Source organism: Microbacterium sp. X-17 (genome assembly GCF_039615055.1).
The window spans coordinates 31,479-55,933 of sequence record NZ_JBDHNI010000002.1; the positions used below are offsets into that span (position 1 = coordinate 31,479).

A 24,455-nucleotide genomic window follows, 5' to 3' on the forward strand; every position below is an offset into this window, starting at 1 on the left:
GACGTGGGGCACCCGGATCGGGCGCGCGACGTCGCCTAGAGTCGGCGGCCGTCCAGACGCCGGCGCGCGCGGCCGCTCACGAGGAGCAGAGACGGCGCCGAGGACATGCGGCGACGATAGTCGCGCCGCGAGGCATCCGCAAATCCGGACGTTCAGACCCCGAGGGCGGCGACCACGACGCGCCCGCGGGCGCGCGAGATCGCGACGAGGGTCGCGAGCGCACCGAGGACCGCCCAGATCGCGAGGCCGACGACGGCGCCGAGCACCTCGTGCAGCGAGCCGCCCACGAGCGCCTGCGCGCCCTGTAGCGCGAGGCTGAGCGGCAGGATGCTGAGCGGCCCCGCGGCGGCCGGAGCCAGGGCGGGGAGCACGAGCGTGCCGGCGGCCACGACCTGCACCCCGAGAGCTATCAGCGACACGATGAGCCCGGCCCGCGGGAGGAACGCGCACAGCGCCTGATGCACGAACGCGAAGCTCACCGCCGTCACGAGCGACAGGGCCGCGGCCGCCGCGAACCGGTCCGGCGGCACCCCCAGCACGACGAAGCCCACCCAGACGAGCACGGCCTGCCCGACGGCGACGGCCGTCGCGACCAGTGCCCCGTCGCGCGCGAGCGTCAGCGTCGAGGCGGGCGTCGACAGGGCGGCACGGGCGTAGGGGCGGACGACGAGGAACGTCGCGATCGCGCCGAGCCACAGCGCGATCGGCGCGATCGCGGCGAGCGTGGACTGCTGCCCCGAGTCGGGCCCGGCGGCCTGGTCGGTCGCGACCGCGATCGGCTGCGCGACCACGGCGGCGATGTTCTGCTGCTGCTGCGCGGTGTAGTCCGGGATGGATGCCGCGGCCGACGCGAGGCCGGACGCGAGCTGGTTCCCGCCGGAGGCGAGCTGGCTGAGGCCCCCCGCGAGCTGGGTGTTGGCATCCGCCAGCTGCGCGGCCCCCGAGGAGGCCGTGTCGAGGCCGTTCGCGAGGGCTCCGACGCCGTCCGCGACGGGACCGCTGAGCACCGCGATCGTGCCCGCGCCCAGCGCGACGCCGCCGGCCGTGACGGCGTCGCGGCCGAGCGCGTCGTCCTGGCCGTGCAGCCCGTCGTTCACGACCTCGGCGTCGGCGCGGATCGCGTCGACCCGGGCGCGCAGCGTGCTCGCGGCCGCGTTCGGGTTCGCGTCGATCGCGTCCAGAAGCGCCTTCACGTCGGCGACCTGGGCCTTCTGCAGGTCGGACAGGGCGCCGGCGCCGACGGCCCGGACAGCCAGGTCGGCGGACAGGTCCGCGGATGCCGCAGCGCCCGCGGCCGTCAGCTTGCCGAGGTCGCGGACGCCGGAGGGAAGCGCGTGGACGACGCCGCCGATCTGGTCGAGCCCGCTGCTGAGCTGCTGCGTGCCCGACGCGATCTCGCTGGCGCCGGTGCCGGCCTGCGCGGTGCCGTTCGCGATCGTCTGCGCCGCGGAGGAGGCCTGCGCGATGCCGGGCTGGAGCTTCGCGAAGGCCGAGAGCACCCCGCCGACGTACTGGCTCGTGAGCTGCGCGGACACCCCGGCCGGGAGGGCCGCGCTCAGCGCGTCCGCGACGACCGACCCGACGTACCCGTGCTGGGCGTTCGTGGCGAGGGCGAGGTTGGTGCGCACGGGCGACGCGGTGGAGAGGGTCGCGACGTTCGTGGAGAAGTCGGACGGGATCGTCACGACCGCGAGGAATTGCCCGTCGGTGAGCCCGGATGCCGCGGTGGAGGCATCCGTCAGCACCCAGTCGACCGCGTGGTCCTGCGAGATGAGGTTCTGTGTGAGGAGCTTGCCGGCCGCGATCGGCGTGCTGCCGCTCGTGTCCGGTACGTCCTGGTTCACGAGCGCCACCGGCACCGCGCGGTCCGCGTGCGACGGGACGAGCGCGAGCACGACGAGCAGCGGCGCGAGGACCGCGAGCACGAGCACGGCGACGACCTGCCACCGGCGGAGGCCCCGGCCGGGCGCGATCAGAAGGGTCCAGGCCCGCTTCATACGAGCACCTCCTCGGGAACCGGCGGCTCGGACACCGGGGGCTCGGGCTCGGGCGTCGCGGCCGACGCGTCCACGACGACGACCGTCCGCGCTACCGGCGGCGGCGGGACCTCGGTGCCCACGACGAGCGTGGCGTCGGCATCCGCCTGCGCGACGACGACCTCGAGGGCGCCGCCCTGCAGGATGCGGTCGCCCAGGTCGATCACGACGAGCCGCAGCCCTCCGGCGAGCGCGACCGCGACGTCGGCGGCCCAGAGCTCCGACTCCTCGAGCTCGCTCACGGCCGTGCCGGGGTCGCGGTCGCGGGGTTCGCCATCCGCGAGCGCCGTCACGAGCGCATCGAACACGGACGCCGCGCGGTGCGTGCGCGCCGCGAGCGCCGAGCCGCGCAGGCCGCTCCAGCGCAGGCCCCGCGCGAGGTGCTCGCCGAGCGTCGACGCGTCGGGCTGCTCCGGGCGGCGGGCGACATAGGCGGTCCGGCGCGCGACCGTGCGGCGGTCGAACGGCAGCAGGAGCCCGTCGACGGCGAGGTCGCCCTCGAACCCGCCCGTGCGGCCCGCGAGGACGCTCAGGATCCACGCGGTGTCGGCCGGCTCGCCGTGCACCAGCACGAGGGACCCGGGCGCCGCCGCGAAGGTCAGCGAGGCACTGTCGCGCACGCGCAGATCGTGGGCGCGGATGATGTCCGTCGCGGCATCAGGATCCGCGTCGCGCCAGTCGCGCTGCGCCAGCATCCGCTCGACGGCCTCGCCCTCGATGTCGGCGTTCGGCAGTACGCGGGCGAGCCCCTTCGGCAGCCACCACGCGTGGCGGCCGAGCAGCATCATGACCGCGGGGATGAACGTCATCCGCACGACGAACGCGTCGATCAGCACGCCGACCGCGAGCGCGAACGCGAGCGGCTGGATGACGGCGCTGCCGCCCGGCACGAACGACGCGAACACGCTCGTCATGATGAGGGCAGCCGCGGTGACGACCCGCGCGGAGGCGCGGAACCCGCCCAGCACGGCCCGGTGCGCGTCGCCGATCGTGACGAACTGCTCGCGCATCCGCGAGACGAGGAAGACGTGGTAGTCCATCGCGAGCCCGAACAGGACCGCCATCACGAGGATCGGCAGGAAGCTGATGACGGGCCCCACTTTCGCGGCGCCGATGAGGTTCGCGCCCCACCCCCACTCGAAGACCGCGCGCGTCACACCGAGGGTGGCCGCGACCGTGAACAGGTAGCCGACCGCGGCGGAGATCGGCACCGCGAGCGAGCGGAACATGATCGTCAGGAGCACGAGCGACAGCCCCACGACGATGAGCGCGAACGGCAGGAGCGCCTCTTCGAGGCGGTCGGAGATGTCGATCGCGAGCGCCGTCTGCCCGGTCACCTGGTACGTGAAGCCGTTCTTCGCGGCGAACGCGGGCGCCATGTCGCGGAGCGTGCGCACGAGGGCGACCGTCTCGTCCGAGGACGGGCTGGTCGTCGGCGTCACCGTGATCACGGCGAGGTCGAGGGCCTGGTTGGGGAACGCCTGCGACACGGCGGCGACACCCGGGACGCTGCCGAACGCGCCGTCGAGCGCGTTCAGCGCGTTCTGGATGTCGAGGGTGCCGGAGATGTCGGCGGTGATGAGGAGCGGCCCGTTGAACCCGGGCCCGAAGCCCTCGTCGAGCAGGTCGTAGGCGACGCGCGGCGGGCTGCCCGGCGCGTCGTAGCCGGCATCCGGCAGCGTGAGGCGGAGCCCGCCGGCGGGGATCGCGAGCGTGCCGAGCGCGCCGGCCACGATCACGACCGTGACCCACGGGGCGGCGGTCGCGAGCCGTCCCCAGCCGCGAGCGCGCGCGGGATCGGGGGCGGCGGCCTTCGCCTTCTTCCGGACCCGCGGGCGGAGCGAGCGGCCCAGCACGGCCAGGATCGCGGGCAGCAGCGTGACCGCGACCAGCAGGGCGCACAACACCGCGCCCGCCGCCCCCAGGCCCATGACGGACAGGAACGGGATGCCGGCGGCGGACAGGCCAATCAGCGCGATCATGACGGTCAGGCCCGCGAACACGACGGCGGTGCCCGCGGTCGCGGTCGCGACGGCGATCGACTCGCGCACCGCCATCCCCGCAGCCAGCTGCGCACGATGGCGCGACACGATGAGGAGCGCGTAGTCGATCCCGACCGCGAGGCCGAGCATCGTCGCGAGCAGCGGCGCGGTCGAGGACACCGGGGCGAAGGCCGCGACCACGAGGATCGAGCTCGACGCGAGCCCGACGCCGGCCAGGGCCGTCACGAGCGGCACGCCGGCGGCGACGAACGACGCGAACGTCACGGCGAGCACCACGAACGCGATCGCGAGGCCGACGAGCTCGGTCCAATCGACGCCCGTGGCCTCGGTCGCGAGGCCGCCGTAGGCGACCTGGAGCCCCGCGGCGGTGGCGGGCTCCGCGGCCGCCTCGATGCTCGACACGAGTGCGGGGGTGATCGAGGTCGCCGGGACGGACAGCTGCACGGCGGCGAACGCCATCGTCCCGTCGGACGACACCTGCTTCGGCGTCCCGTTCCCGGCCGGGGTCGCCCCCGACGCGGTCATCGGATACGGGCACGTGACGCCGGTCACCTGCGGGACGGCCGCGATCCCCTCACAGGCCTTCCCGATCACGGCCGCATCCGAGGCGATGCCGCTCCCCTGCGGGGCGACGAACACGACCTGCGCGCTCGCTCCCCCGAGCTGCGGGAAGCGCTGCTGAAGGGAGTCGAGCGCGGTCTGCGCCTGCGTCCCCGGGATCGCGAACGTCGACTGCAGCGTCCCGCCGAGCCCACCGGCGGCGAGCGAGGCGCCGATCACGAGCACGACCCAGATCCCGATGACGAGCCAGCGGCGGCGGGCCGCGAACCTCCCCAGGCGGTACAGCAACGACGACATCGGGCTCCTCTACGCCGGCCGACCGGCGAGCCACAGCGTAGCGGGTCAGAGACGGGCGGCGAGGAACTCCCGCACGCGTCGCCACGCATCCGCGGCGGCCTCCGCGTCGTAGCGCGATCCGGTGTCGTTGAAGAACGCGTGGTGCGCCTCGGGGTACACGACCTCGGTGAAATCCACCCCGGCATCCGTCATCGCCTGCCGCACGCCCGGCAGCGCGTCCATGAGTGCCTGGTCGTGCCCGCCGTAGAGGGCGAGGATCGGCGCATGGATCGATGCGATCTGCGCGGGCTCCGGGGCCCGGCCGTAGAAGGGCGCGACCGCGCGGACGCGGTCGTCGGCGGTCGCGAGGAGGAACGCGTACGTGCCGCCGAAGCAGAAGCCCGTCACGCCGATGCGGCCGTCCACCCCGGGCTGCGCCTCGAGCCAGTCGACGACCGTCCGCAGCGCGGGGACCGCCCACGCCGCGTACTCGGGCGCGCGACTGCCGGACAGCGCCTCGCGCATCCGCGGCTGCGCCGCGATCCGCGTCGCCTCGTCCGCGCTGTGCACGAGGTCGTGGAGCTCCGCACCGACCGCGGGTGCCATGCCCTCGCGGCTGAGGATGTCCGGCGCCGCGACGAGGTATCCCTCCGCCGCGTACCGCTCCGCGACGTCGACGATGTGGTCGACGAGCCCCCAGATCTCGTGGATCAGGATGATCCCGCCGCGCACGGTGCCCTCGGGCCGCGCGACCGCGACCTCGAACCCCGTGCCATCCGGCGCCGTCAGCGTGATGCGCTCAGTCATGGTGCTCCTCTGGTCGGGGCCTACCCTACCCACGCGCGTGGGCCTCTCCCGCGCCCGCACCCCTGCCCCGCACCGGTTGCCCGCACCCGTGATGAGCGGAGGAGATGTGAGCAAGGGAGGAGGGATCACGCGAAATCCTCCTCCCCTCGTCCCATCTCCTCCGCTCGTGACGGCGGACGCGGGGGAGGGGGGACGGGGCGCGGGCACACCCGGGGCGGGCGCGTCAGTCTCGGATGCGGGCGCCGTGGCGGGACTCGGCCACGGCGACGCCGGCGAGCTTCGCCTCCGTCGCCTCGGCGGCGGTGAGCGTGCGGTCGGGGGCCCGGAAGCGCAGCGCGAACGTCAGGACCTTCCGGCCCGCGTCCACTCCCGCGCCGCGGTAGTCGTCCACGAGTCGGGCCGACTCGAGCAGCTCACCGGCCCCTTCGACGAGGGCGTCGCGCAGGGCGTCGGCCGGGAGGCCGGCATCCACGACGAGCGAGACGTCCTGCGTCGCGGCCGGGAACGGCGACAGGCTCGCCGCCGTGGTCCGGGCACCGGCGAGCTCCAGCAGCAGGTCGAGGTCGAGCTCGGCGACCAGCACGCGTCCGGGGAGATCGGATGCCTCGGCCACGGCCGGCAGCAGCTCCCCGGCGTAGCCGATCTCGACGTCGCCGACCCGCACGACGGCCGTCCGGCCGGGGTGCAGGGCGGCGCGCTCGCCCTGCGCGAAGGTCACATCGACGCCGGCCGCCGCGGCGATCACGCGCACGGCGTGGAAGAGGTCCGCGAGGTCCGCCGCCACCGCCGGCTGTCCCGGCCGCTTCGCGACGGCATGCCCCGCGAAGAGCACGCCGACGTGCCGGGGCTGCGGCGGGACGGCCTCGTCGAGGAGCACGAGGGTCGCGGCATCCGGCCGCACGGCGAGCGGCGGCACGAACGGGGTGCCGTACTCGACGCCGATCCGGGGCAGGAACACGACGCCGGTCTCGAACAGCGCGAGGTCGACGAGGCCCCGGGCGACGTTCCGGTGCGCCACCTGCAGGAGGCCGGGCACGAGAGAGCGGCGCAGGACGGGCGCCTGCCCATCCATCGGGTTCGCGAGCCGCACCGAGGGCTGCGGCGTGCCGGATGCCGAACTGTGCAGGTCGTTCTGCTCGGGCGTCGTGAAAGGGAACGAGGGCGTCTCCACGAGCCCCGCCGAGGCCAGGGCGTTCGAGACACGGCGACGGCCCCGCTGCGCGGCGGTCAGCCCGCGGCCGGCGGGCGCGCGCGGCACGACGGAGGGGATGCGGTCGTATCCCTCGATGCGCGCGACCTCCTCGGCCAGCGTCCACTTGTCGGTGAGGTCCGGGCGCCACGTCGGCGGCGTCACGCGCCAGCCGCTCGCGGTCTCCGCCACGGCGCAACCGATGAGCTCGAGCGCGCCGCGCACCTGGTTGCCGGTGTAGTCCACGCCGATGAGGCCCGGCACGAAGCCGGCGGGCAGGTCGATCGTCTCGCGCTCCAGCGACGGGAGCTGCGCGCTCCCGAGCGGGTCGACTGTGCCCCCGGCGAGCTGCACGAGGAGGTCGACGACGCGCTGTGCGGCCGCGAGCGCGACCGCCGGGTCGACTCCGCGCTCGAACCGCCGCGACGCCTCGCTCGGCAGCTTGTGCCGCCGGGCCGTGCGTGCGACCGTGGTCGGGTCGAACGTCGCCGCCTCCACGAGCACGTCGCGGGTCTCGCGGCTCATCTCGGTCGCCGCTCCCCCCATGACGCCAGCGAGGCCGATCGCCCCGGACTCGTCCGCGATGACGAGGTCTTCCGCGTGGAGCGTGCGCGTCTGCCCGTCGAGCGTCTCGAGCGTCTCGCCCGCCCGGGCACGGCGGACGCTCAGACCGCCCGTCAGACGGTCGAGGTCGTACCCGTGGATCGGGTTCCCGAGCTCGAGCATGACGTAGTTCGTGATGTCCACGAGCAGCGAGATCGAGCGGATGCCGGCCAGGGCCAGGCGCGTGATCATCCACGGCGGCGTCGGGCGCGCAGCATCCACCCCGCGGACGGTGCGGACGACGAACTCGGTCACGCCGACGCGGCCGCGGATCGGGGCGTCGTCGGCGATCGCGACGGGGAAGCCCGTGCCGGGATCGAGCTCGGCGACGGGCCGCAGCGCCGGGTCGCGGAACGCCGCCCCCGTGGCGTGCGCGTACTCGCGCGCGACGCCGCGCAGCGACAGCGCGTAGCCGCGGTCGGGCGTGACGTTGATCTCGACCGCGACGTCGTCGAGCCCGAGGAGCGCGATCGCGTCCGTCCCGACCGGGGCGTCGATCCCGAGTTCGGCGAGCCGCAGGATGCCGGAGTGCTCGCTGCCGAGCCCGAGCTCCTTCGCCGAGGCGATCATGCCGTCCGAGGTGTGGCCGTACGTCTTGCGCGCCGCGATCGGGAAGGGCCCGGGCAGCACCGCGCCGGGCAGGGTCACGACCACCTTGTCCCCGGCGAAGAAGTTCGCGGCGCCGCAGACGATGCCGCGGGTCCCGCCCTGCTCCGGGCCAACGTCGACCTGGCACCACCGGATCGTCTTGCCGTTCGACTGCGGCTCATCCTCGAACGAGAGCACCTCGCCGACGACGATCGGGCCGGTCAGCTCGAAACGGTGGACGTCCTCCTCCTCGAACCCGACCGAGACGAGGGACGCGAGGATCTCGTCCGGCGTGGTCCCCGCGGGGACGTCCACGAATTCACGCAGCCACGACAGCGGGACGCGCATCACACCACCATCCCGAACTGCTCGCTGAAGCGCACGTCGCCCTCCGCCATGTCGCGCATGTCCTGCACGTCGCTGCGGAACATGAGCGTGCGCTCGATGCCCATCCCGAACGCGAAGCCCGAGTACTCCTCCGGGTCGATCCCGGCCGCGCGCAGCACGTTCGGGTTGACCATGCCGCATCCGCCCCACTCGATCCACCGGGCGCCGCCCTTGAACGTCGGATGCCAGAGGTCCAGCTCCGCCGACGGCTCGGTGAACGGGAAGAAGTTTGCGCGGAAGCGCGTCTTCGCCTCGGGTCCGAACAGGACTCGGGCGGCGTGGTCGAGCGTCCCCTTCAAGTGCGCCATCGTGATGCCGCGGTCGATCACGAGGCCCTCGAACTGCGAGAACACGGGCAGATGCGTCGCGTCGTACTCGTCGGTGCGGTACACGCGCCCCGGGCACAGGACGTGGATGGGCAGCTCGCGCTCGAGCATCGAGCGGACCTGCACGGGCGACGTGTGCGTGCGCATCACGAGATGGCGGTCCACCGGGTCGACGAAGAAGGTGTCCTGCATCTGCCGCGCCGGGTGGTCCTGGTCGAAGTTGAGCGCGTCGAAGTTGAACCACTCGTGCTCGAGCTCGGGGCCCTCCGCGATCTCCCACCCCATCCCGACGAAGATGTCGGCGATCTCCTCCTGCAGGAGGGTGAGCGGATGCCGCGCGCCGATCCGCCCGCGCTCGGCGATCGCCGTCACGTCGACGCGCTCGGCCTCGAGCCGCGCCGCGGTCTCCGCGCGCCCGAGCTCCTCCTCGCGTGCCGCGAGCGCCTCGGTGACCCGGCCGCGGGCCTGGCCCACGAGCTTGCCCAGCTCGGCCTTGCGCGCAGGCTCCACGTCGCGCATCTGCGCGTTCAGCCGGGCGAGGGCCGAGCCCTCGGCCGTGTGCGCCGCGCGCGCCTCCTTCAGGGCCGCGGAATCGGCGGCAGCGGCGATCGCCTGCAGCGCCGCCTCGACCGCCGCGTCGACGGCGGCGGGGGTGATCTCGGGTGCATCGGACACGAGCATCGAGTCTACCGAGCCGCGGCGTCCCTCCCCCGGCGTCCGGCCGCATCCCGCGCGCGCCTGTTCCTCGCACGCGCGCCGCGAACTTCGGTGGCGGATGCGAGGAAGAGGAGCGCGGGCGCGCGCTCGCGCGGGGACCGGGCCGGGCGGCTGCGGTCAGGCGGAGGGGGTCGCGCGCTGCGCGAACGCCGTCTCGTACAGGCACACCGAGGCGGCGGTCGCGAGGTTCAACGACTCGGCGCGGCCGTAGATCGGCACGCGCAGGGCCTGGTCGGCGAGCACGACCGCCTCGTCGGCGAGCCCGTGCGCCTCGTTCCCGAAGACCCACGCCACGGCGCCGGCGAGGACCCCGGCGGCCCGGGCAGCGAGCAGGTCGTCCCCCTTGACATCCGCCGCGACGACGCGCAGGCCGGCGTCGCGTGCGCGAGCCACGACATCCGCCAGATCGCCCCCGAGTGAGACCGGCACGTGGAACAGCGATCCGGTCGTGGCCCGGACCACCTTGGGGTTGTAGGGATCGACCGTGCGACCGGTCAGGATGACGGCATCCGCGCCTGCGGCGTCGGCCGCGCGGATGATCGTGCCGAGGTTACCCGGATCGCGCACCTCCTCGCAGATCGCGACGAGACGCGGGGATGCCGAGAAAATGGCATCCAAGGCCGTGGGGAACTGCTTCGCGACCGCGACGACCCCCTGCGGAGTGACCGTGTCGGCCATGCCCTCGAGCACGGCCTCGCTCGCCAGCACGACCTCGACGCCGGCCTGGCGGGCGGCGGCCCGCACGTCCGGGTGCCGCTCGACCGCGGACGGGGTGGCGAACAGCTCGCGGAGGGTCTCCGGGCGGTAGACGAGCGCCTCGCGGACGGCCTGCGGCCCCTCGAGGAGGAAAAGCCCGGTCTCCACGCGAGCGCTGCGCTTCGTCAGCTTCGCGACGGCGCGCACGCGCGGCGAACGCGGGTTCTCGAGCACGGCCCCAGTTTAGGGTCGCGACCGGCTGGACACGACGAAGGCGCCCCTCCATCGGAGGGGCGCCTTCGTTCCGTGTCGTTACGCGGAGGCCTTGGCGGCGTTCACGTCCGCCGGGAGGGCCTGCTTCGCCGTGGCGACGAGCGACGCGAACGTCGCCGGGTCGGTGACGGCGAGGTCGGCCAGCATCCGGCGGTCGACCTGGATGCCGGCGAGGCCGAGACCCTGGATGAACCGGTTGTAGGTCAGGCCGTTCGCGCGGCTCGCGGCGTTGATGCGCTGGATCCACAGACGGCGGAAGTCGCCCTTGCGGCGACGGCGGTCGCGGTACGCGTAGACGAGCGAGTGGGTGACCTGCTCCTTCGCCTTCCGGTACAGACGCGAGCGCTGCCCGCGATAGCCGGACGCGCGCTCCAGGATGACGCGACGCTTCTTGTGGGCGTTGACGGCCCGCTTGACTCTAGCCATTTCGTATCGTTCCTATTCCGTGCGTTCGGCGCTCAGAGGCCGAGGAGCTTCTTGGCGACCTTGGCGTCGCCCGGGGCCAGCACCTGCTCCTGCGAGAGGCGGCGCGTGCGCTTCGTGGGCTTGCCCTCGAAGTTGTGGCGGAGGTTCGCCTGCTGCTTCATGAGCTTGCCGGTGCCGGTGATCTTGAAGCGCTTCTTGGCACCCGAGTGGGTCTTCTGCTTCGGCATTTCTCTTCCTTCGTGTGGTCCCGCCGGAGCGGTCAGGGGGTCTCGGCGGCCGGCTCGGCGGCGTCGCGCGGGGGACGGGCTGCGTCCTTCTGCGCCGCGCGCTGCGCGTTCTGCTCGGCCTTCGCCTCGGACTTGTTCTTGTGCGGTGCGATCACCATGGTCATGTTGCGGCCGTCGAGGGTGGGGTTCGACTCGACGGTGCCGAACTCGGCCACGTCTTCGGCGAAGCGCCGGAGGAGGCGCACACCCAGGTCCGGACGGCCCTGCTCGCGGCCGCGGAAGAGGATCATCGCCTTCACCTTGTCGCCGGCCTGGAGGAAGCCCTCCGCGCGCTTGCGCTTGGTTTCGTAGTCGTGCGCCTCGATCTTCAGGCGGAACCGGACCTCTTTGAGGACGGTGTTCGCCTGGTTGCGTCGGGCCTCCTTGGCCTTCTGCGCCGTCTCGTACTTGAACTTCCCGTAGTCCATGATCTTGACCACGGGAGGCTTGGCGTCGGCGGCCACCTCGACCAGGTCGAGATCGGCCTCCTGGGCCAGACGCTGTGCAACCTCGATGCGGACGACGCCGACCTGCTCGCCGTTCGGCCCCACGAGGCGGACCTCGGGGACGCGGATGCGCTCGTTGGTGCGGGGATCGCTGATGCGGAACTCTCTTTCGTCGTTCCCCACCCGGCACGACGCGTGACCGTCGGCTCAACACCCTGACGACCTCGCCGGCTTCGAGGAAGCGGGAGGCGGAGTGTGCGGACCCGGTAGCCTGGAGCGGCAAGCGCGGGTGGGATGAATCCTCTTTCGATCCGGAACAAGACGCTCCGGTGCTCGCACAGCCTATCAGAGAGCAGAGCCCCGTCATGTCGGACGCCCACGATCACGCCTATGAGGATGCTGCGACCGCAGCGACGCGCGACATCGCCGATGTCGCCGCCGTCGAGGTCATCACCACGACGGCCGTGCACCTCATGAGCGCCGCCGCGGTCAAGACCGGACTCGCGGACGACCCGGACACCCAGACCGACCTCGACGAGGCGCGCAAGCTCATCAACGCGCTGGCCGGGCTCGTGACCGCGTCGGCGCCGGACATCAGCGACATGCACGCCCGCTCGCTCCGCGACGGCCTGCGCTCCTTGCAGCTCGCCTTCCGCGAGGCCTCCCCCTTCCCCGACCCGATCGGCGAGGGCCCCGGCGAGAAGTGGACCGGCCCCGTCACCTGACCCCGGCGGATCCGATTCCTCCGCTCGCCCCGGAAACCACCGCGCCAGATCAGGTGATTTCGCGTACGCAGGACGATTGAGCGGGATTTCGCCCTGACTACGCGAGATCACCTGATCTCGGGAGGGCGCGGGGAGGATGCCGGGCTAGCGGGAGCGGTGGAGCTTCACTGACAGCGAGTCCACCTGCACGGCGATGCGATCGTCGGCGGCCCAGCGGCGGGCGAGGCGGGACAGGACCGCGTCGCGGGCGGGCTCGTCCAGGCCCGCGGCGAGCTCCAGGTGCACGGTCAGCTCGGGCCCGCGCAGGCGCGCGGTCGGATCCCCGGGCTCGAGCCGGACGTCGATCACCGCGAGCTCGCCCCCCACGCTCTCGTGCAGGCCGGCCGCGACCTCGGGCGAGCGGTAGGGCGGCTCCCAGGGCTCGCCGCGCCCGATCGCCCATACGGCAGGCCGGCGGATGACGAACTCGGTCGGCGAGCCGGGGTCGATCACGATGAGGTCGGTGTCGTCCGCGGCGGCCGCGAGCGCGGTCCGCACCCCCGCGGCGGGCACGGGCCGGGCCGCCGGATCCCAGGCCGCGAGCGTCGCGACGGACGTGAACACGGGCAGAACCGCGCGGCCGTCCGGAGCCGCCACCGTCACGATCGACAGCTCCTGGGTCTTGTCGACGGCGAGGCCGGTGGGCCCGATCCCCTCCTCGCCCTTCTGCGCGAGCAGCGGGATCAGGAGGCGTGCGTCGCGGTACGCGTCGACGACGGCGGCCTCGTCGCCCCGCCCCGCTGCGAAGACCTCCAGCGCCGCGAGCAGCGCGGGGTCGGCGGATCCGTCGTCGCCCGCGCTCGGGTTCGCGTGGAGCTCACGGCCGTCCCACGGGACGCCCGCGGAGTCGTGCCCGTGGTCAGGAGGCTCCGGCGACATCCAGGGCCTCGACGAGCGTGAACGCGCCCGAGTACAGCGCCTTCCCGACGATCGCGCCCTCGACGCCGAGCGGGACGAGCTCGCGGAGCGCGGCGATGTCGTCGAGGCTCGAGATGCCGCCGGAGGCGACGACCGGCTTCGGCGTGCGCTCGCACATCTCCCGGAGGAGGTCGAGGTTCGGGCCGCGGAGGGTGCCGTCCTTCGTGACGTCGGTCACGACGTAGCGGCTGCATCCCGCCTCCTCGAGGCGGTCGAGCACGGTCCACAGCTCACCGCCGTCGCGGGTCCAGCCGCGGGCGGCGAGCGTCGTGCCGCGCACGTCGAGCCCGACCGCGATCGCCTCGCCGTAGCGACCGATGACGTCGGCGGCCCACTCCGGGTTCTCCAGCGCGGCCGTGCCGAGGTTGATCCGGGCAGCGCCGGACTCGAGGGCGGCCTCGAGCGAGGCGTCATCGCGGATGCCACCGGACACCTCAACCTGCACGCCCGGCACCTCGGCGATGACGCGACGGATGATGCTCGCGTTGCTGCCGCGGCCGAAGGCCGCGTCGAGGTCGACGAGGTGGATCCACCGGGCGCCCTGACGCGCCCACTCGAGGGCCGCATCGACGGGGTCGCCGTAGTTCGTCTCGCTGCCAGCCTCGCCCTGCGTGAGGCGCACGGCCTGGCCGTCCGCGATGTCCACGGCGGGCAGGAGGATCAGTTCCGGGGTGACGGCGAAGTCGTTGGACACAAGCTGCGAGCCTACCCGAGGCTTTCGACCCAGTTGCGCAGCAGACGGATGCCGGCATCGCCCGACTTCTCGGGGTGGAACTGCGTCGCCGACAGCGGCCCGTTCTCCACGGCCGCCAGGAACCGCGTGCCGTACTCGCACCACGTGAGCTTCGCGGGCGGGAACGGCGGCTGCGTCTCGAGATGCCACTGCTGCGCCGCATAGGAGTGCACGAAGTAGAAGCGCTCGTGCTCGATCCCGCGGAAGAGCCGGGAACCCTCCGCGGCCTCGACGGTGTTCCAGCCCATGTGCGGCAGGACCGGCGCGTCGAGCTCCGTCACGACGCCGGGCCACTCGCCGAGCCCCTCGACGTCGTCGCCGCGCTCGACCCCGCGACCGAACAGCACCTGCATCCCCACGCAGATCCCGAGCACGGGCCGCCCGCCGGCGAGCCGCCGATCGACGAGCTCGTCTCCCCCTGTCGCCCGCAGCGCATCCGCGACGGCGCGGAACGCCCCGACCCCCGGCACGACGAGGCCGTCGGCCTCGCGCGCGAGCGCCCGGTCGGCGGAGAGGCGCGCGTCGGCCCCCGCCGCCGCGAGGGCCTTCACCGCCGAGTGGACGTTGCCGGAGCCGTAGTCGAGGACGACGACGAGCGGTGAGCTCACAGAGCGCCCTTCGTGCTCGGGATGCCCGAGACGAGGGGGTCGAGCGACTTCGCCTGACGGAAGGCGCGCGCGAACGCCTTGTACTCCGCCTCCGCGATGTGGTGCGGATCACGGCCGTCGAGCACGCGCACGTGCAGCGTCATGGCCGAGTGGAACGCGATCGCCTCGAACGTGTGGCGCACGAGGGAGCCCGTGAAGTGACCGCCGATGAGGTGGAACTCATAGCCCGCCGGCTCGCCGCTGTGCACGAGGTACGGCCGGCCGCTGAGGTCGACGACCGCCTGGGCGAGCGCCTCGTCGAGCGGCACGAACGCATCGCCGTAGCGCGAGATCCCGGACTTGTCGCCGAGCGCCTCCCCGATCGCCTGCCCGAGCACGATGGCGACGTCTTCCACCGTGTGGTGCGCGTCGATGTGCGTGTCGCCGGTCGCGCGGACGGTGAGGTCGGTCAGCGAGTGCTTCGCGAAAGCCGTCAGGAGGTGGTCGAAGAACGGCACGGACGTGGAGATCGAGCTCGCCCCGGTGCCGTCCAGGTCGAGCTCGAGCTCGACACTGGACTCGCTCGTGGCGCGGCGCACGGCCGCGGTGCGAGAAGCGCTGGTCATGCGCCCGATTCTAGCGAGGCCAGGGCGTCGAGGAACGCGGTCGTCTCGTCCTCCGTGCCCGCGGTGACGCGAAGGCTGTGCGGGATGCCGATGTCGCGGATGAGGACGCCACGGTCGTAGAGAGCGCGCCACACCGCGGCGGGGTCGTCGACACCGCCGAACAGGACGAAGTTCGTCCATGACGGGGACGGGTCGTATCCGAGCGCGTCGAGGGTCGCCGAGATCCGGTCGCGCTGCGCCACGATCTCGTCGACCATCCGCAGCATCGTCGGCGCGTGCCGGAGGGCCGCGGTCGCGGCGGCCTGCGTGAGAGCGCTCAGGTGGTACGGCAGGCGAACGAGCCGCAGGGCGTCGATCACGGCCGGATCGGCCGCGAGGTACCCCACGCGTGCGCCCGCGAACGCGAACGCCTTGCTCATCGTGCGGGAGACCACGAGCCGCTCCCGCCCGGGCAGCAGCGTCAAGGCCGACGGCGTGTCCCGCGGGGCGAACTCCTGGTATGCCTCGTCGACGACGACCATGCCGGGCGCCGCGTCGTAGACGGCCTCGATGACGTCGAGCGTCATCGGCGTGCCCGTCGGGTTGTTCGGCGCGCACAGGAACACGACATCGGGCTGGATCCGGTCCACCTGCTCGGCGGCGCTCTCCGCGCTGACGGTGTAATCGGCTTCGCGGTGGCCCGGGATCCAGCTCGCACCGGTCCCCCGCGCGAGGATCGGGTACATCGAGTACGTCGGCGCGAAGCCGAACGCCGTGCGCCCCGGGCCCCCGAACGCCTGCAGCACGTGCTGCAACACCTCGTTGCTGCCGTTCGCCGCCCAGATGTCGGACGCGGACAGGCCGTGGCCGAGGTACTCGGCGAACGCCTCGCGGAGCCCGATGAACTCGCGGTCCGGGTAACGGTTGACCTCGCGGAGCGCCCGCGCGACGGCGTCGAGGATGTCGTCGGCGACGTCCTCCGGAACGGGATGCGTGTTCTCGTTGACGTTCAGCGCGATCGGCAGCGGCGCCTGCGGCGCGCCATACGGAGTCTGGCCGCGGAGTTCGGCGCGAAGGGGGAGGTCATCGAGCGACAGGCGAACGGTCACCGATCCATGCTACCGAGCGGCGGAGTACTCGGCCGGGATCGAGAGCTGCTGCCCGGGCGCGACCTGGGTGCCGCCCAGCGCGTTGAGGCGCACGATCGCGTCGACGACGTCGCGCGGATCGGCCTGGGGTGCGACCTCTTCGGCGATCGACCACAGGGACTGCCCCGCGCCGACCGTGACGGTCGCGAACGAGCCCGCGGGGGCACCGCCGTCTCGCGACGCCAGCGCGTTGCCCCCGGCGAGGATCGCAAACCCGAGCGCGATCGCGAGCGGTGCGGCGACGAGCGCCGCCAGCACGCGGCGACCGCGCGCGGTCAGGCGCAGCCGCGTCGCAGGTCGCGGGAAGACCGTGGGTGCGGTGATGCTGCTCATGACGCCTCCTCTGGGGGGACGTTCGCATCCGGACCCCCGGCCGGGGAGGCCGGATGCGAACTTCTCTTCCGAAGTTATCTTCGATTCTCTACACTGTCAAGTGGACGTCGGTTCGGAATCCGATCGAACGCGACACGCGCTCCCTTGCGAGCGCGGGCCGCGGCATCCGGATACCGTTTCGACACGGACACCGCATCACGGACCTCCGACATTCGAAGACCACTGCCCCTTCTCGGGGCGAGACGGGAGCTGAACCCATGGCCGAGACCCCCGGCGCGGGCCGCCCCCAGACGCGGCGCCGCAAGAGTCTGAGCGACAAGCAGCTGGCGATCCTCGAGGTGATCCAGCGCTCGATCTCGCGGCACGGCTACCCTCCGAGCATGCGGGAGATCGGCGACGCGGTCGGGCTCAAGTCGCTTTCCAGCGTCACCCACCAGCTCAACCAGCTCGAGCTGAGCGGGTACCTGCGCCGCGACGCCGGGAAGACGCGCGCCATGGAGGTCCTCATCGACCTGCCGGGCACGGCGGCGGAGAACCCGGCGGACACCGCGCCGGCGCTCGGGGACGCGGCGCTCGTGCCTCTGGTCGGGCGGATCGCCGCCGGCATCCCGATCACGGCGGAGCAGCAGGTCGAGGAGATCTTCCCGCTCCCCCGGCAGCTCGTCGGCAAGGGCGAGCTGTTCATGCTGAAGGTGTCCGGCGAGTCGATGATCGACGCGGCGATCTGCGACGGCGACTGGGTCGTCGTGCGCTCGCAGCAGACCGCGGAGAACGGCGATATCGTCGCGGCCATGCTCGACGGCGAGGCGACCGTGAAGACGTTCCGGCAGCGCGACGGGCACACGTGGCTGCTCCCCCGCAACTCCGCGTTCGAGCCGATCCTGGGCGACGAGGCGGTCGTGCTCGGCAAGGTCGTCGCGCTCCTGCGCACCGTCTGAGGCACCGTCGGAGCGGCGAATCACCCGTTCCGCGGGATGCGGTGCGGACGCGCGCCCATCAGAATGAGCGAGAACGTGTCCATACAGGGCGCGCTGACGCGCAGAGGATGAGCCATGACCGACACGACCGCGGCGCTCGAGCAGCGCATCCGCGAACTGGAGGCGGAGAACTCGGCCCTGCGGGGCGGGCCGTCCGAGCCCTCCCCGGCGCGTGCGCCCCGACGCGGCGGATGGTGGCGGGCGCTCGTCTCCGCGATCTGCATCACGCTCGCGGCGATCCTCGTCCCGGTCTCCGTCGTCGGGACCTGGTCCCGGGCCCAGCTCGTCGACGAGGACACGTTCGTCGCCACCTTCGCGCCGCTCGCAAAGGACCCCGACGTGCAGGCCCTCATCATCGACAAGGCGACGACGGCCATCAACGAGAACGTCAACATCGACGGCTACACGAACGACCTGTTCGACGGGCTCGCCGGCCTGAACCTCCCGCCCCGGGCCCTCGCGGCCCTGCAGCTGCTGCGCCAACCCGCGATCGCGGGCGTCCACAGCCTCGTGAACTCCGCCGTGACGGGGATCGTGCAGTCCGACGCGTTCGCGACGATCTGGCAGAAGGCGCTCGTCGCCAGCCACCGCGCGCTCGTGGCGAGCGCGACCGGCGATCAGAGCGGCGCCATCACCGTCGACGGCCAGGGCGTCGTCGGCATCCAGCTCGGTCCGATCATCGACGAGCTGAAGACGACGCTCGTGCAGCAGGGCTTCGGCTTCGCGTCGGCGATCCCGACGATCAACGCGACGATCGTGGTTGCCCAGTCGAGCTCGTTGCTCCTCGTCAACACGATCTACAACCTGGCGGTCACGATCGGGTACTGGCTCCCGGTCGCGACCCTCGCACTGTTCGCGGCTGGCGTCCTCTTCGCCCGCCGACGCTCGACGGCCCTGCTCGGCGTCGGGGTCGGCTTCGCGCTCGGCGCCGGCTTCCTCGTCGTCGCCCTCACGGGGGCGAGTGTCGTGCTCGGGCTCAACGCGCCCGCGCTCGGCGTCCCGTCAGGGACGCTCGACACGATCTACTTCGCGGTGGTCGGCGCGATGCGCGACTCGGCGATCGTGCTCACGTTCCTGGGCGTCGTCATCGCGATCGCGGCCTGGCTCGGCGGGCGCTGGCGCGGCGCGCGGCGCGTCCGCTCGTTCTCGGCCTCGCTGACGACGAGTGCGCGCAACGGCCTCCAGCGCCGCGGCCTCTCGACCGGCCGATTCGGCGAATGGCTGTTCCATCAGCGGCTGCTGGTGCGCATCGCCATCCTCGTCCTGACGGTGGTCGTGCTGTTCTTCCTGCGGCCGCTCACGTTCGGGACCGTCATCTGGACGGTCGTGATCGCGCTGCTCGTCTGGCTCGTGGTGGAGCTGCTGTCGCGGCATCCGGGCGACCCCGCCCGGACCGTCCCCGCCGAAGCGGAGACGGTCGCGGACGAGGACGGCCCGTCGGGCGGTCAGACCGCCTGATCGAGCGTGGCGCGGACCGCGGTGGCCGCCGTCACGAGGTTCCGCAGGGACGCGGTCGTCTCCTCGTAGCCACGGGTCTTCAGACCGCAGTCCGGGTTGACCCACACCTGACGGGGCTCGATCGCGGAGACCGCGCGACGCAGGAGCCCCTCGACCTCGTCGACGTCGGGGACGCGCGGCGAGTGGATGTCGTAGACGCCGGGGCCGACGCCGTGGCCGAAGCCGGACGCCGCGACGTCGTCGATGACCTCCCCGCGGCTGCGCGCGGCCTCGATCGAGGTGACGTCGGCGTCGAGGCCCGCGATCGCGTCGATCACGACGGCGAACTCCGAGTAGCAGAGGTGCGTGTGGATCTGCGTCGCCTCGGCCACTCCCGCGGTCGCGAGACGGAACGAGCCGACCGACCACTCCAGGTAGGCGGGCTGGTCCGCCGCCTTGAGCGGCAGGAGCTCGCGCAGCGCCGGCTCGTCGACCTGGACGATGCGGATGCCCGCGGTCTCGAGGTCGGCGACCTCGTCGCGAAGGGCGAGAGCCACCTGGTTCGCCGTCTCGGCGAGGGGCTGGTCGTCGCGCACGAAGGACCACGCGAGGATCGTGACGGGGCCCGTCAGCATCCCCTTCATGGGCTTGGCGGTCAGCGACTGCGCGTACGTCGACCACGGCACCGTGATGGGCGCCGGGCGCGAGACGTCGCCCCAGAGGATCGACGGACGCGTCGCGCGCGAACCGTACGACTGGACCCAGCCGTTCGCGGTGACCGCGAAGCCGTCGAGGTTCTCGGCGAAGTACTGCACCATGTCGTTGCGCTCGGGCTCGCCGTGGACGAGGACATCGAGGCCGAGGTCCTCCTGCAGCTCCACGACGCGCGCGATCTCGGCGCGGAGGAACTCCTCGTACTCCGCCTCGGTGAGCTCGCCGCGGACGAACCGGGCACGCGCACGACGGATGTCGCCGGTCTGCGGGAAGGAGCCGATCGTCGTCGTCGGCAGCAGCGGAAGGCCGAGCTCGGCCTCCTGCGCGGCCTGGCGCGCGGCGTAGTCGCCGCGGGTGAAGTCGTCGGACGACAGCGCACCAGTGCGGGCGCGGACGGCGTCGACGCGCACACCGGGCGCCGAGCGGCGGTCGGCGAGCGCCGCGGTCGCGGCATCCAGGTCGGCCGTGATGGCGGCCTCGCCCTGCTCGATCCCGCGGGCGAGGACGGCGACCTGGCCCACCTTCTGGTCGGCGAACGCGAGCCAGGAGACCAGGCGCGCGTCGAGGTCGGGCTCGTCCTGAACGTCGTGCGGCACGTGCTGCAGCGAGGTCGAGGTGCCGGCGGCGACGGGCGTGCCGAGGGCGCGCAGGCGCTCGAGCGCGCCCCACGCTCCGCGCAGGTCGCCGCGCCAGATGTTGCGGCCGTTCACGACACCGCCCACGAGGGTCTTGCCCTCGAGGCCTGCGACGGGCGCGGGGACGTCACCGCGGACGAGGTCGATCGCGATCGCCTCGACCGGAGCCGCCGCGAGCGCCGCCCACGCGGCATCCGTCAGCTGCGCGTAGCCGGCCGCCACGAGGATCGACGGGCGGGATGCCGCGGCGCCCAGCACGGCGTACGCGCGGGCCGCGGCGGCGGCGAGCTCGGAGGCCGGCGCGGGCAGGCTCTCGCTCACGAGAGCGGGCTCGTCCAGCTGCACCCACTCGGCGCCCGCCTCGCGCAGCTGCGCGAGCAGCTCGACGTACACGGGCAGGAGGTCGTCGAGGCGGTCGAGCGCGGAGAAGCCCTCCGGCGCCTCGTCCGTCGGCTTCGCGAGGGCGAGGAGCGTGACGGGGCCGACGACGACCGGGCGGGTGGTGAAGCCGTCGGCGCGCGCCTCGGCGACCTGGCGCGCGAATCGGTCGCCGGTCAGCGCGAACGCGGTGTCCGGGCCGATCTCCGGCACGAGGTAGTGGTAGTTCGTGTCGAACCACTTCGTCATCTCGAGCGGCGCCCGCGCGGCATCGCCACGGGCGGCCGCGAACAGCGCGTCGAGGCTGTCGCCGGCGACGTCGGCGAAGCGGGCCGGCAGCGCGCCGACCGCGAGGGTCGCGTCGAGCACCTGGTCGTAGAACGAGAAGGACTCGGGGATCGACGAGTCGTCGCGCCCGAGCCCCAGCTCGGCGAGACGCCGGCGCGTGGCGGCGCGGAGGTCGCGGGCGCCGGTCTCGAGCTCGTCGGCGTCGATGCGGCCGGCCCAGTAGGACTCCACGAGCCGCTTCAGCTCACGGCGGCGGCCGATCCGGGGGTAGCCGAGAATCGTCCCGGCGGGGAATGAGGTCATCGTGCGTTCTCCTCTTCGAACTGGTTCAGGATGCCGGCCTCGCGGAGGACCGCGAGCACCGTTTCGTGTTGGTTGAAGGCGTACAGGTGGACTCCGGGGGCGCCGCCCGCGACCACGGCGCGGGCGAGGGCGGCGGCGTGCTCGACGCCGATCTCGCGCTGCCCCTCGACCGTCGGCTCGACCTCGAGCGCGATCGCAAGGTCGGACGGCTCGGGGTCGCCGCTGAGCTGAAGCTGACGACGCAGGCGCGCGGGGGACGTGATCGGCATGATCCCCGGCAGGATCGGGATCGTGACGCCCGCGTTCCGCGCGCGCTGCACGAAGGCGAGGTAGTCGTCGGCGTGGAAGATCGTCTGGGTGATCGCGAGGGTCGCACCGGCGGCCTGCTTGGCGAGCAGCGCATCGACGTCCTGCTGCGGGAAGCGGGATCGCGGGTGGCCGAGCGGGAACGCCGCGACCGCGATGTCGACGGGACGCCGGGGCGCGACGCGCACGGCGCCGGGATGACCGGACACCGGCTCCTCCCGGTAGGGCGCGCGCTCCGCCTGCACGCGGTCGATCAGCTGCACGAGCTCTGCCGCGCTCTGCAGGTCGCCGAGGATCTCCTCGCCCGGCGCCGTGCCCGCGGGCGGGTCGCCGCGCAGGGCCAGGAAGCTCGTGACGTCGGCATCCAGGAACTCGCGGATGAGCGAGGCAGTCCCGGCGTACGTGTTGCCGATGCAGGTCACGTGCGCGAGGGGCTCGATGTCGGTGTGGGCGCGGATGTGGCGCAGGACCTCGAGCGAGCGCCCGCCGGTCGATCCGCCGGCGCCGTACGTCACCGCGAGGAACCGCGGCCGGACGGCGGCGAGCCGCGCGATCGTCTCGGGGAGCCGGATCTCGGACGCGGCGCTGCGCGGCGGGTACAGCTCGAACGAGATCGACACGCGATCGGCGTCCTCGGTGAACGGCTGGGCGAACACGGCATCCTTTTGCACTCGAACGTGAACCGTCGCCGCGACACGGCGGACGGATGACGGGCGGGTGCCGGGCTCGGCTGTCGCTCCTGCCCGGCACGAAAGCCGGACTCCCCTAGATTAGCCGCCCCGGCGACCGGCGCGGACCCGGATGAAGGAGTGTTTCACCGCGTAACGTGAGAGCGTGCGCGCGACCCTCCCCTACGGAGCCTGGCCGTCTCCCCTCACCCCCGCCCTGGTGACCGGCGCCTCGGCGCGTTTCGACGGCGCCCGCTTCGTCGGCGACGAGGTGTGGTGGGCGCAGAGCGTGCCCGAGGAGGGCGGACGGATGACGGTCCGCGCCCGGGCGGTCGACGGCACGGTGCGCGAGCTCCTACCCGCGCCGGGAAACGCCCGCTCGAGCGTGCACGAGTATGGCGGAGGCGCGTGGGCCGCGACGGACGCCGGCGAGCTCGTCTTCGTCGAGCGCGCCGACCAGCGCGTCTGGATCCTCCGGGACGGCGCCGCACGCCCGCTCACGCCCGCGGAGCTGGGCATGCGCTTCGGCGGCCTGTCCGTCCAGCACGGGCGGCTCCTCGCCGTGCGCGAGACGCACGCCGCCGACGGCGCGGTGACGCACGGGCTCGTCATCATCCCGCTCGACGGGGCCGCCGCGGAGGATGCCGCGGCGCTGCAGGTGCTCGTCGACGGCAGCGGCTTCGTCGCCCAGCCCGCGCTGGCGCCGGACGCGGAGCGCATCGCGTGGATCGCGTGGGAACATCCCGCGATGCCGTGGGACGGCGCGCGCCTGCGCGTCTGCTCGATCGAGACAGGCACGGTCGAGATCGCGGGCACGGGGACCGCGCTCCAGCCGACCTGGACCGGCCCGGACGAGCTGACCTTCCTCGACGACGCCACGGGCCGCTGGAACCTGGCGCGGGTGCGCCCGAGCACCGGCGCGGTCACGCTGCTGGCCCCCGCAGAGGCGGACACCGGCGGCGCGCTGTGGGTGCTGGGCACGCGCTGGTATGGGATGCTCGGCGACGGCCGCATCGCGGCTCTGCGCACGAACGGATCGGACGAGCTCGTCGTGATCGATCCCGCGACGGGCGAGGCCGAGCGCGTGGACGTGCCGGTTTCGTCGCAGGTCGTCCTGGAGGACGCGCGCGGGACGCATGTGCTGCTGACCGGCGCCGGGGCGGCGCATCCGTCCGGGCTCTGGCTCGTGGACGTCACGACGGGCGAGGCCGAGGCTCTGGCGGGCGGGCGGTGGCCCTGGGATGCCGCGTGGCTGCCGCGCGCGCGGGCGTTCACGGCCCGCGGCCCGCACGGTCCGGTGCACGCGTTCGACTTCCCGCCGACCAGCCCCGAGGCCGAGGGGCCCGCGGGCGAGCTCCCGCCGTATATCGTGCTCGTGCATGGCGGGCCGACGAGCCACGTCGGCGGCGCGCCGAGTGCCACGATCGCGTTCCTGACGAGCCGCGGGATCGGCGTGCTTGACGTGAACTACGGCGGATCGACCGGCTACGGCCGAGGGTACCGCGAGCGCCTCCGCGGACAGTGGGGCGTCGTCGACGTGGACGACGTAGCCGCCGCGGCCCGCGCCCTGGCCCGCGAGGGCCGCGCCGACGGGGAGCGCCTCGCGATCGAGGGCGGCTCGGCGGGCGGATGGACCGTGCTCGGTGCGCTGGCCCGCACGGACACGTTCGCCGCGGGCATTTCGCGCTACGGCGTCGGCGACGCCCGGGCTCTCGCCGCCGATACGCACGACTTCGAGTCGCGCTACCTCGACGGGCTGATCGGTCCGCTGCCCGAGGCAGAGCCGCTCTACCTGGAGCGCTCCCCCCTCATGCACGTGGACCGGATCCGCGTGCCCATGCTGATCATGCAGGGGACCGACGACGCGGTCGTTCCCCCGTCGCAGTCCGAGGCCATCGTCCGGGCCCTGGCCGCCCGCGGCATCCCGCACGAGTACGTCCTCTACGAGGGCGAGGGCCACGGCTTCCGCCGCGCCGACACGATGCAGGACGTCCTCACCCGCGAGCTGTCGTTCTTGGGTCAGACCTTCGGCTTCACCCCCGCCCCCTCCCCGTGAGAACG

Annotated in this window: 21 protein-coding genes; 4 read left to right on the forward strand and 17 right to left on the reverse strand. The window is 73.2% G+C overall.

The genetic code is table 11. The annotated features are described in order from the left end of the window. Positions 1-152: 152 nt before the first annotated feature. From ABCS02_RS08645 to infC, 9 genes are all read right to left on the reverse strand, one after another. Complete coding sequence (locus ABCS02_RS08645; RefSeq protein ID WP_345835228.1) at positions 153-1,997, reverse strand: hypothetical protein; 1,845 nt, start codon at positions 1,995-1,997, stop codon at positions 153-155. Then, positions 1,994-4,897 carry an MMPL family transporter gene (locus tag ABCS02_RS08650; protein WP_345835229.1) on the reverse strand — a complete coding sequence of 968 codons (2,904 nt, stop codon included), beginning with the start codon at positions 4,895-4,897 and terminating at the stop codon, positions 1,994-1,996. Before ABCS02_RS08650 ends, ABCS02_RS08645 begins: the two co-directional genes overlap by 4 nt. A 45-nt stretch (positions 4,898-4,942) precedes the next feature. Beyond that, entirely contained in the window at positions 4,943-5,683 is a 741-nt protein-coding gene (locus ABCS02_RS08655) for a dienelactone hydrolase family protein (RefSeq protein ID WP_345835230.1), read from the reverse strand. A 223-nt stretch (positions 5,684-5,906) separates the two neighbouring features. Further along, the gene (gene pheT / locus ABCS02_RS08660; protein WP_345835231.1) at positions 5,907-8,411 is read right to left on the reverse strand and encodes a phenylalanine--tRNA ligase subunit beta; all 2,505 of its coding nucleotides are present in this window, start codon (positions 8,409-8,411) and stop codon (positions 5,907-5,909) included. Continuing rightward, positions 8,411-9,451, reverse strand: a complete 1,041-nt coding sequence (pheS, locus tag ABCS02_RS08665; protein ID WP_345835232.1) for a phenylalanine--tRNA ligase subunit alpha — start codon at positions 9,449-9,451, stop codon at positions 8,411-8,413. The genes pheT and pheS overlap by 1 nt, the downstream gene beginning before the upstream one ends. A gap of 159 nt (positions 9,452-9,610) precedes the next feature. Next, a complete protein-coding gene (locus ABCS02_RS08670) occupies positions 9,611-10,423 on the reverse strand; it encodes an RNA methyltransferase (RefSeq protein ID WP_345835233.1) in 813 nt (270 codons plus the stop codon). Positions 10,424-10,501: 78 nt separating this feature from the next. Further along, a complete protein-coding gene (gene rplT / locus ABCS02_RS08675) occupies positions 10,502-10,888 on the reverse strand; it encodes a 50S ribosomal protein L20 (protein ID WP_345835234.1) in 387 nt (128 codons plus the stop codon). Between the two features lie 32 nt (positions 10,889-10,920). Beyond that, positions 10,921-11,115, reverse strand: a complete 195-nt coding sequence (gene rpmI / locus ABCS02_RS08680; RefSeq protein WP_345835235.1) for a 50S ribosomal protein L35 — start codon at positions 11,113-11,115, stop codon at positions 10,921-10,923. 32 nt (positions 11,116-11,147) lie between these two features. Next, positions 11,148-11,783 carry a translation initiation factor IF-3 gene (gene infC / locus ABCS02_RS08685; RefSeq protein ID WP_345835236.1) on the reverse strand — a complete coding sequence of 212 codons (636 nt, stop codon included), beginning with the start codon at positions 11,781-11,783 and terminating at the stop codon, positions 11,148-11,150. Positions 11,784-11,965: 182 nt separating this feature from the next. On the opposite strand from infC, the gene ABCS02_RS08690 reads away from it, so the two are divergent. After that, positions 11,966-12,325, forward strand: a complete 360-nt coding sequence (locus tag ABCS02_RS08690; protein WP_345835237.1) for a DUF1844 domain-containing protein — start codon at positions 11,966-11,968, stop codon at positions 12,323-12,325. Positions 12,326-12,469: 144 nt separating this feature from the next. On the opposite strand, the gene ABCS02_RS08695 is transcribed toward ABCS02_RS08690, so the two are convergent. The 6 genes from ABCS02_RS08695 to ABCS02_RS08720 are packed head-to-tail and all read right to left on the reverse strand — an operon-like array spanning position 12,470 to position 16,688. Further along, complete coding sequence (locus ABCS02_RS08695) at positions 12,470-13,243, reverse strand: SseB family protein (RefSeq protein ID WP_345835238.1); 774 nt, start codon at positions 13,241-13,243, stop codon at positions 12,470-12,472. Then, positions 13,224-13,976 carry a bifunctional 1-(5-phosphoribosyl)-5-((5-phosphoribosylamino)methylideneamino)imidazole-4-carboxamide isomerase/phosphoribosylanthranilate isomerase PriA gene (gene priA, locus ABCS02_RS08700; RefSeq protein WP_345835239.1) on the reverse strand — a complete coding sequence of 251 codons (753 nt, stop codon included), beginning with the start codon at positions 13,974-13,976 and terminating at the stop codon, positions 13,224-13,226. The genes ABCS02_RS08695 and priA overlap by 20 nt, the downstream gene beginning before the upstream one ends. An 11-nt stretch (positions 13,977-13,987) precedes the next feature. Beyond that, entirely contained in the window at positions 13,988-14,623 is a 636-nt protein-coding gene (gene hisH / locus ABCS02_RS08705; RefSeq protein WP_345835240.1) for an imidazole glycerol phosphate synthase subunit HisH, read from the reverse strand. Beyond that, positions 14,620-15,228 (reverse strand): imidazoleglycerol-phosphate dehydratase HisB, encoded by a 609-nt coding sequence (hisB, locus tag ABCS02_RS08710; RefSeq protein ID WP_345835241.1) that lies wholly within the window; start codon positions 15,226-15,228, stop codon positions 14,620-14,622. The genes hisH and hisB overlap by 4 nt, the downstream gene beginning before the upstream one ends. Beyond that, positions 15,225-16,316 carry a histidinol-phosphate transaminase gene (locus tag ABCS02_RS08715; RefSeq protein WP_345835242.1) on the reverse strand — a complete coding sequence of 364 codons (1,092 nt, stop codon included), beginning with the start codon at positions 16,314-16,316 and terminating at the stop codon, positions 15,225-15,227. Before ABCS02_RS08715 ends, hisB begins: the two co-directional genes overlap by 4 nt. Before the next feature lie 9 nt (positions 16,317-16,325). Further along, positions 16,326-16,688 (reverse strand): LysM peptidoglycan-binding domain-containing protein, encoded by a 363-nt coding sequence (locus ABCS02_RS08720; protein WP_345835243.1) that lies wholly within the window; start codon positions 16,686-16,688, stop codon positions 16,326-16,328. A gap of 257 nt (positions 16,689-16,945) precedes the next feature. Here ABCS02_RS08720 and lexA point away from each other — a divergent pair, with 257 nt between their 5' ends. Both lexA and ABCS02_RS08730 read left to right on the forward strand, forming a co-directional pair. Continuing rightward, positions 16,946-17,626 carry a transcriptional repressor LexA gene (gene lexA / locus ABCS02_RS08725; protein ID WP_345835244.1) on the forward strand — a complete coding sequence of 227 codons (681 nt, stop codon included), beginning with the start codon at positions 16,946-16,948 and terminating at the stop codon, positions 17,624-17,626. A gap of 114 nt (positions 17,627-17,740) precedes the next feature. Continuing rightward, on the forward strand, positions 17,741-19,123 hold the full coding sequence (locus ABCS02_RS08730) for a hypothetical protein (protein ID WP_345835245.1): 1,383 nt from the start codon (positions 17,741-17,743) through the stop codon (positions 19,121-19,123). Here ABCS02_RS08730 and metE read toward each other — a convergent pair. Together metE and ABCS02_RS08740 are read right to left on the reverse strand one after the other, a co-directional pair. After that, positions 19,111-21,420: a 5-methyltetrahydropteroyltriglutamate--homocysteine S-methyltransferase gene (gene metE, locus ABCS02_RS08735; RefSeq protein ID WP_345835246.1), complete on the reverse strand. Its 2,310-nt coding sequence runs from the start codon at positions 21,418-21,420 to the stop codon at positions 19,111-19,113. The genes ABCS02_RS08730 and metE overlap by 13 nt on opposite strands. Then, positions 21,417-22,382 (reverse strand): methylenetetrahydrofolate reductase, encoded by a 966-nt coding sequence (locus ABCS02_RS08740; RefSeq protein ID WP_345835247.1) that lies wholly within the window; start codon positions 22,380-22,382, stop codon positions 21,417-21,419. The genes metE and ABCS02_RS08740 overlap by 4 nt, the downstream gene beginning before the upstream one ends. A 178-nt stretch (positions 22,383-22,560) precedes the next feature. Here ABCS02_RS08740 and ABCS02_RS08745 point away from each other — a divergent pair, with 178 nt between their 5' ends. Continuing rightward, positions 22,561-24,450: a prolyl oligopeptidase family serine peptidase gene (locus tag ABCS02_RS08745; protein WP_345835248.1), complete on the forward strand. Its 1,890-nt coding sequence runs from the start codon at positions 22,561-22,563 to the stop codon at positions 24,448-24,450. The last annotated feature ends 5 nt before the right edge of the window (positions 24,451-24,455 follow it).

Excerpts from the sequence above, each read along its gene's own strand:
- rpmI (WP_345835235.1), bottom strand. The coding sequence starts at position 11,115 with ATGCCGAAGCAGAAGACCCACTCGGGTGCCAAGAAGCGCTTCAAGATC.
- lexA (WP_345835244.1), top strand. The coding sequence starts at position 16,946 with ATGGCCGAGACCCCCGGCGCGGGCCGCCCCCAGACGCGGCGCCGCAAG.
- ABCS02_RS08730 (WP_345835245.1), top strand. The coding sequence starts at position 17,741 with ATGACCGACACGACCGCGGCGCTCGAGCAGCGCATCCGCGAACTGGAG.
- ABCS02_RS08650 (WP_345835229.1), bottom strand. The coding sequence starts at position 4,897 with ATGTCGTCGTTGCTGTACCGCCTGGGGAGGTTCGCGGCCCGCCGCCGC.
- ABCS02_RS08695 (WP_345835238.1), bottom strand. The coding sequence starts at position 13,243 with ATGTCGCCGGAGCCTCCTGACCACGGGCACGACTCCGCGGGCGTCCCG.
- ABCS02_RS08655 (WP_345835230.1), bottom strand. The coding sequence starts at position 5,683 with ATGACTGAGCGCATCACGCTGACGGCGCCGGATGGCACGGGGTTCGAG.
- pheT (WP_345835231.1), bottom strand. The coding sequence starts at position 8,411 with ATGCGCGTCCCGCTGTCGTGGCTGCGTGAATTCGTGGACGTCCCCGCG.
- rplT (WP_345835234.1), bottom strand. The coding sequence starts at position 10,888 with ATGGCTAGAGTCAAGCGGGCCGTCAACGCCCACAAGAAGCGTCGCGTC.
- ABCS02_RS08720 (WP_345835243.1), bottom strand. The coding sequence starts at position 16,688 with ATGAGCAGCATCACCGCACCCACGGTCTTCCCGCGACCTGCGACGCGG.
- metE (WP_345835246.1), bottom strand. The coding sequence starts at position 21,420 with ATGACCTCATTCCCCGCCGGGACGATTCTCGGCTACCCCCGGATCGGC.
- ABCS02_RS08645 (WP_345835228.1), bottom strand. The coding sequence starts at position 1,997 with ATGAAGCGGGCCTGGACCCTTCTGATCGCGCCCGGCCGGGGCCTCCGC.
- ABCS02_RS08690 (WP_345835237.1), top strand. The coding sequence starts at position 11,966 with ATGTCGGACGCCCACGATCACGCCTATGAGGATGCTGCGACCGCAGCG.
- hisB (WP_345835241.1), bottom strand. The coding sequence starts at position 15,228 with ATGACCAGCGCTTCTCGCACCGCGGCCGTGCGCCGCGCCACGAGCGAG.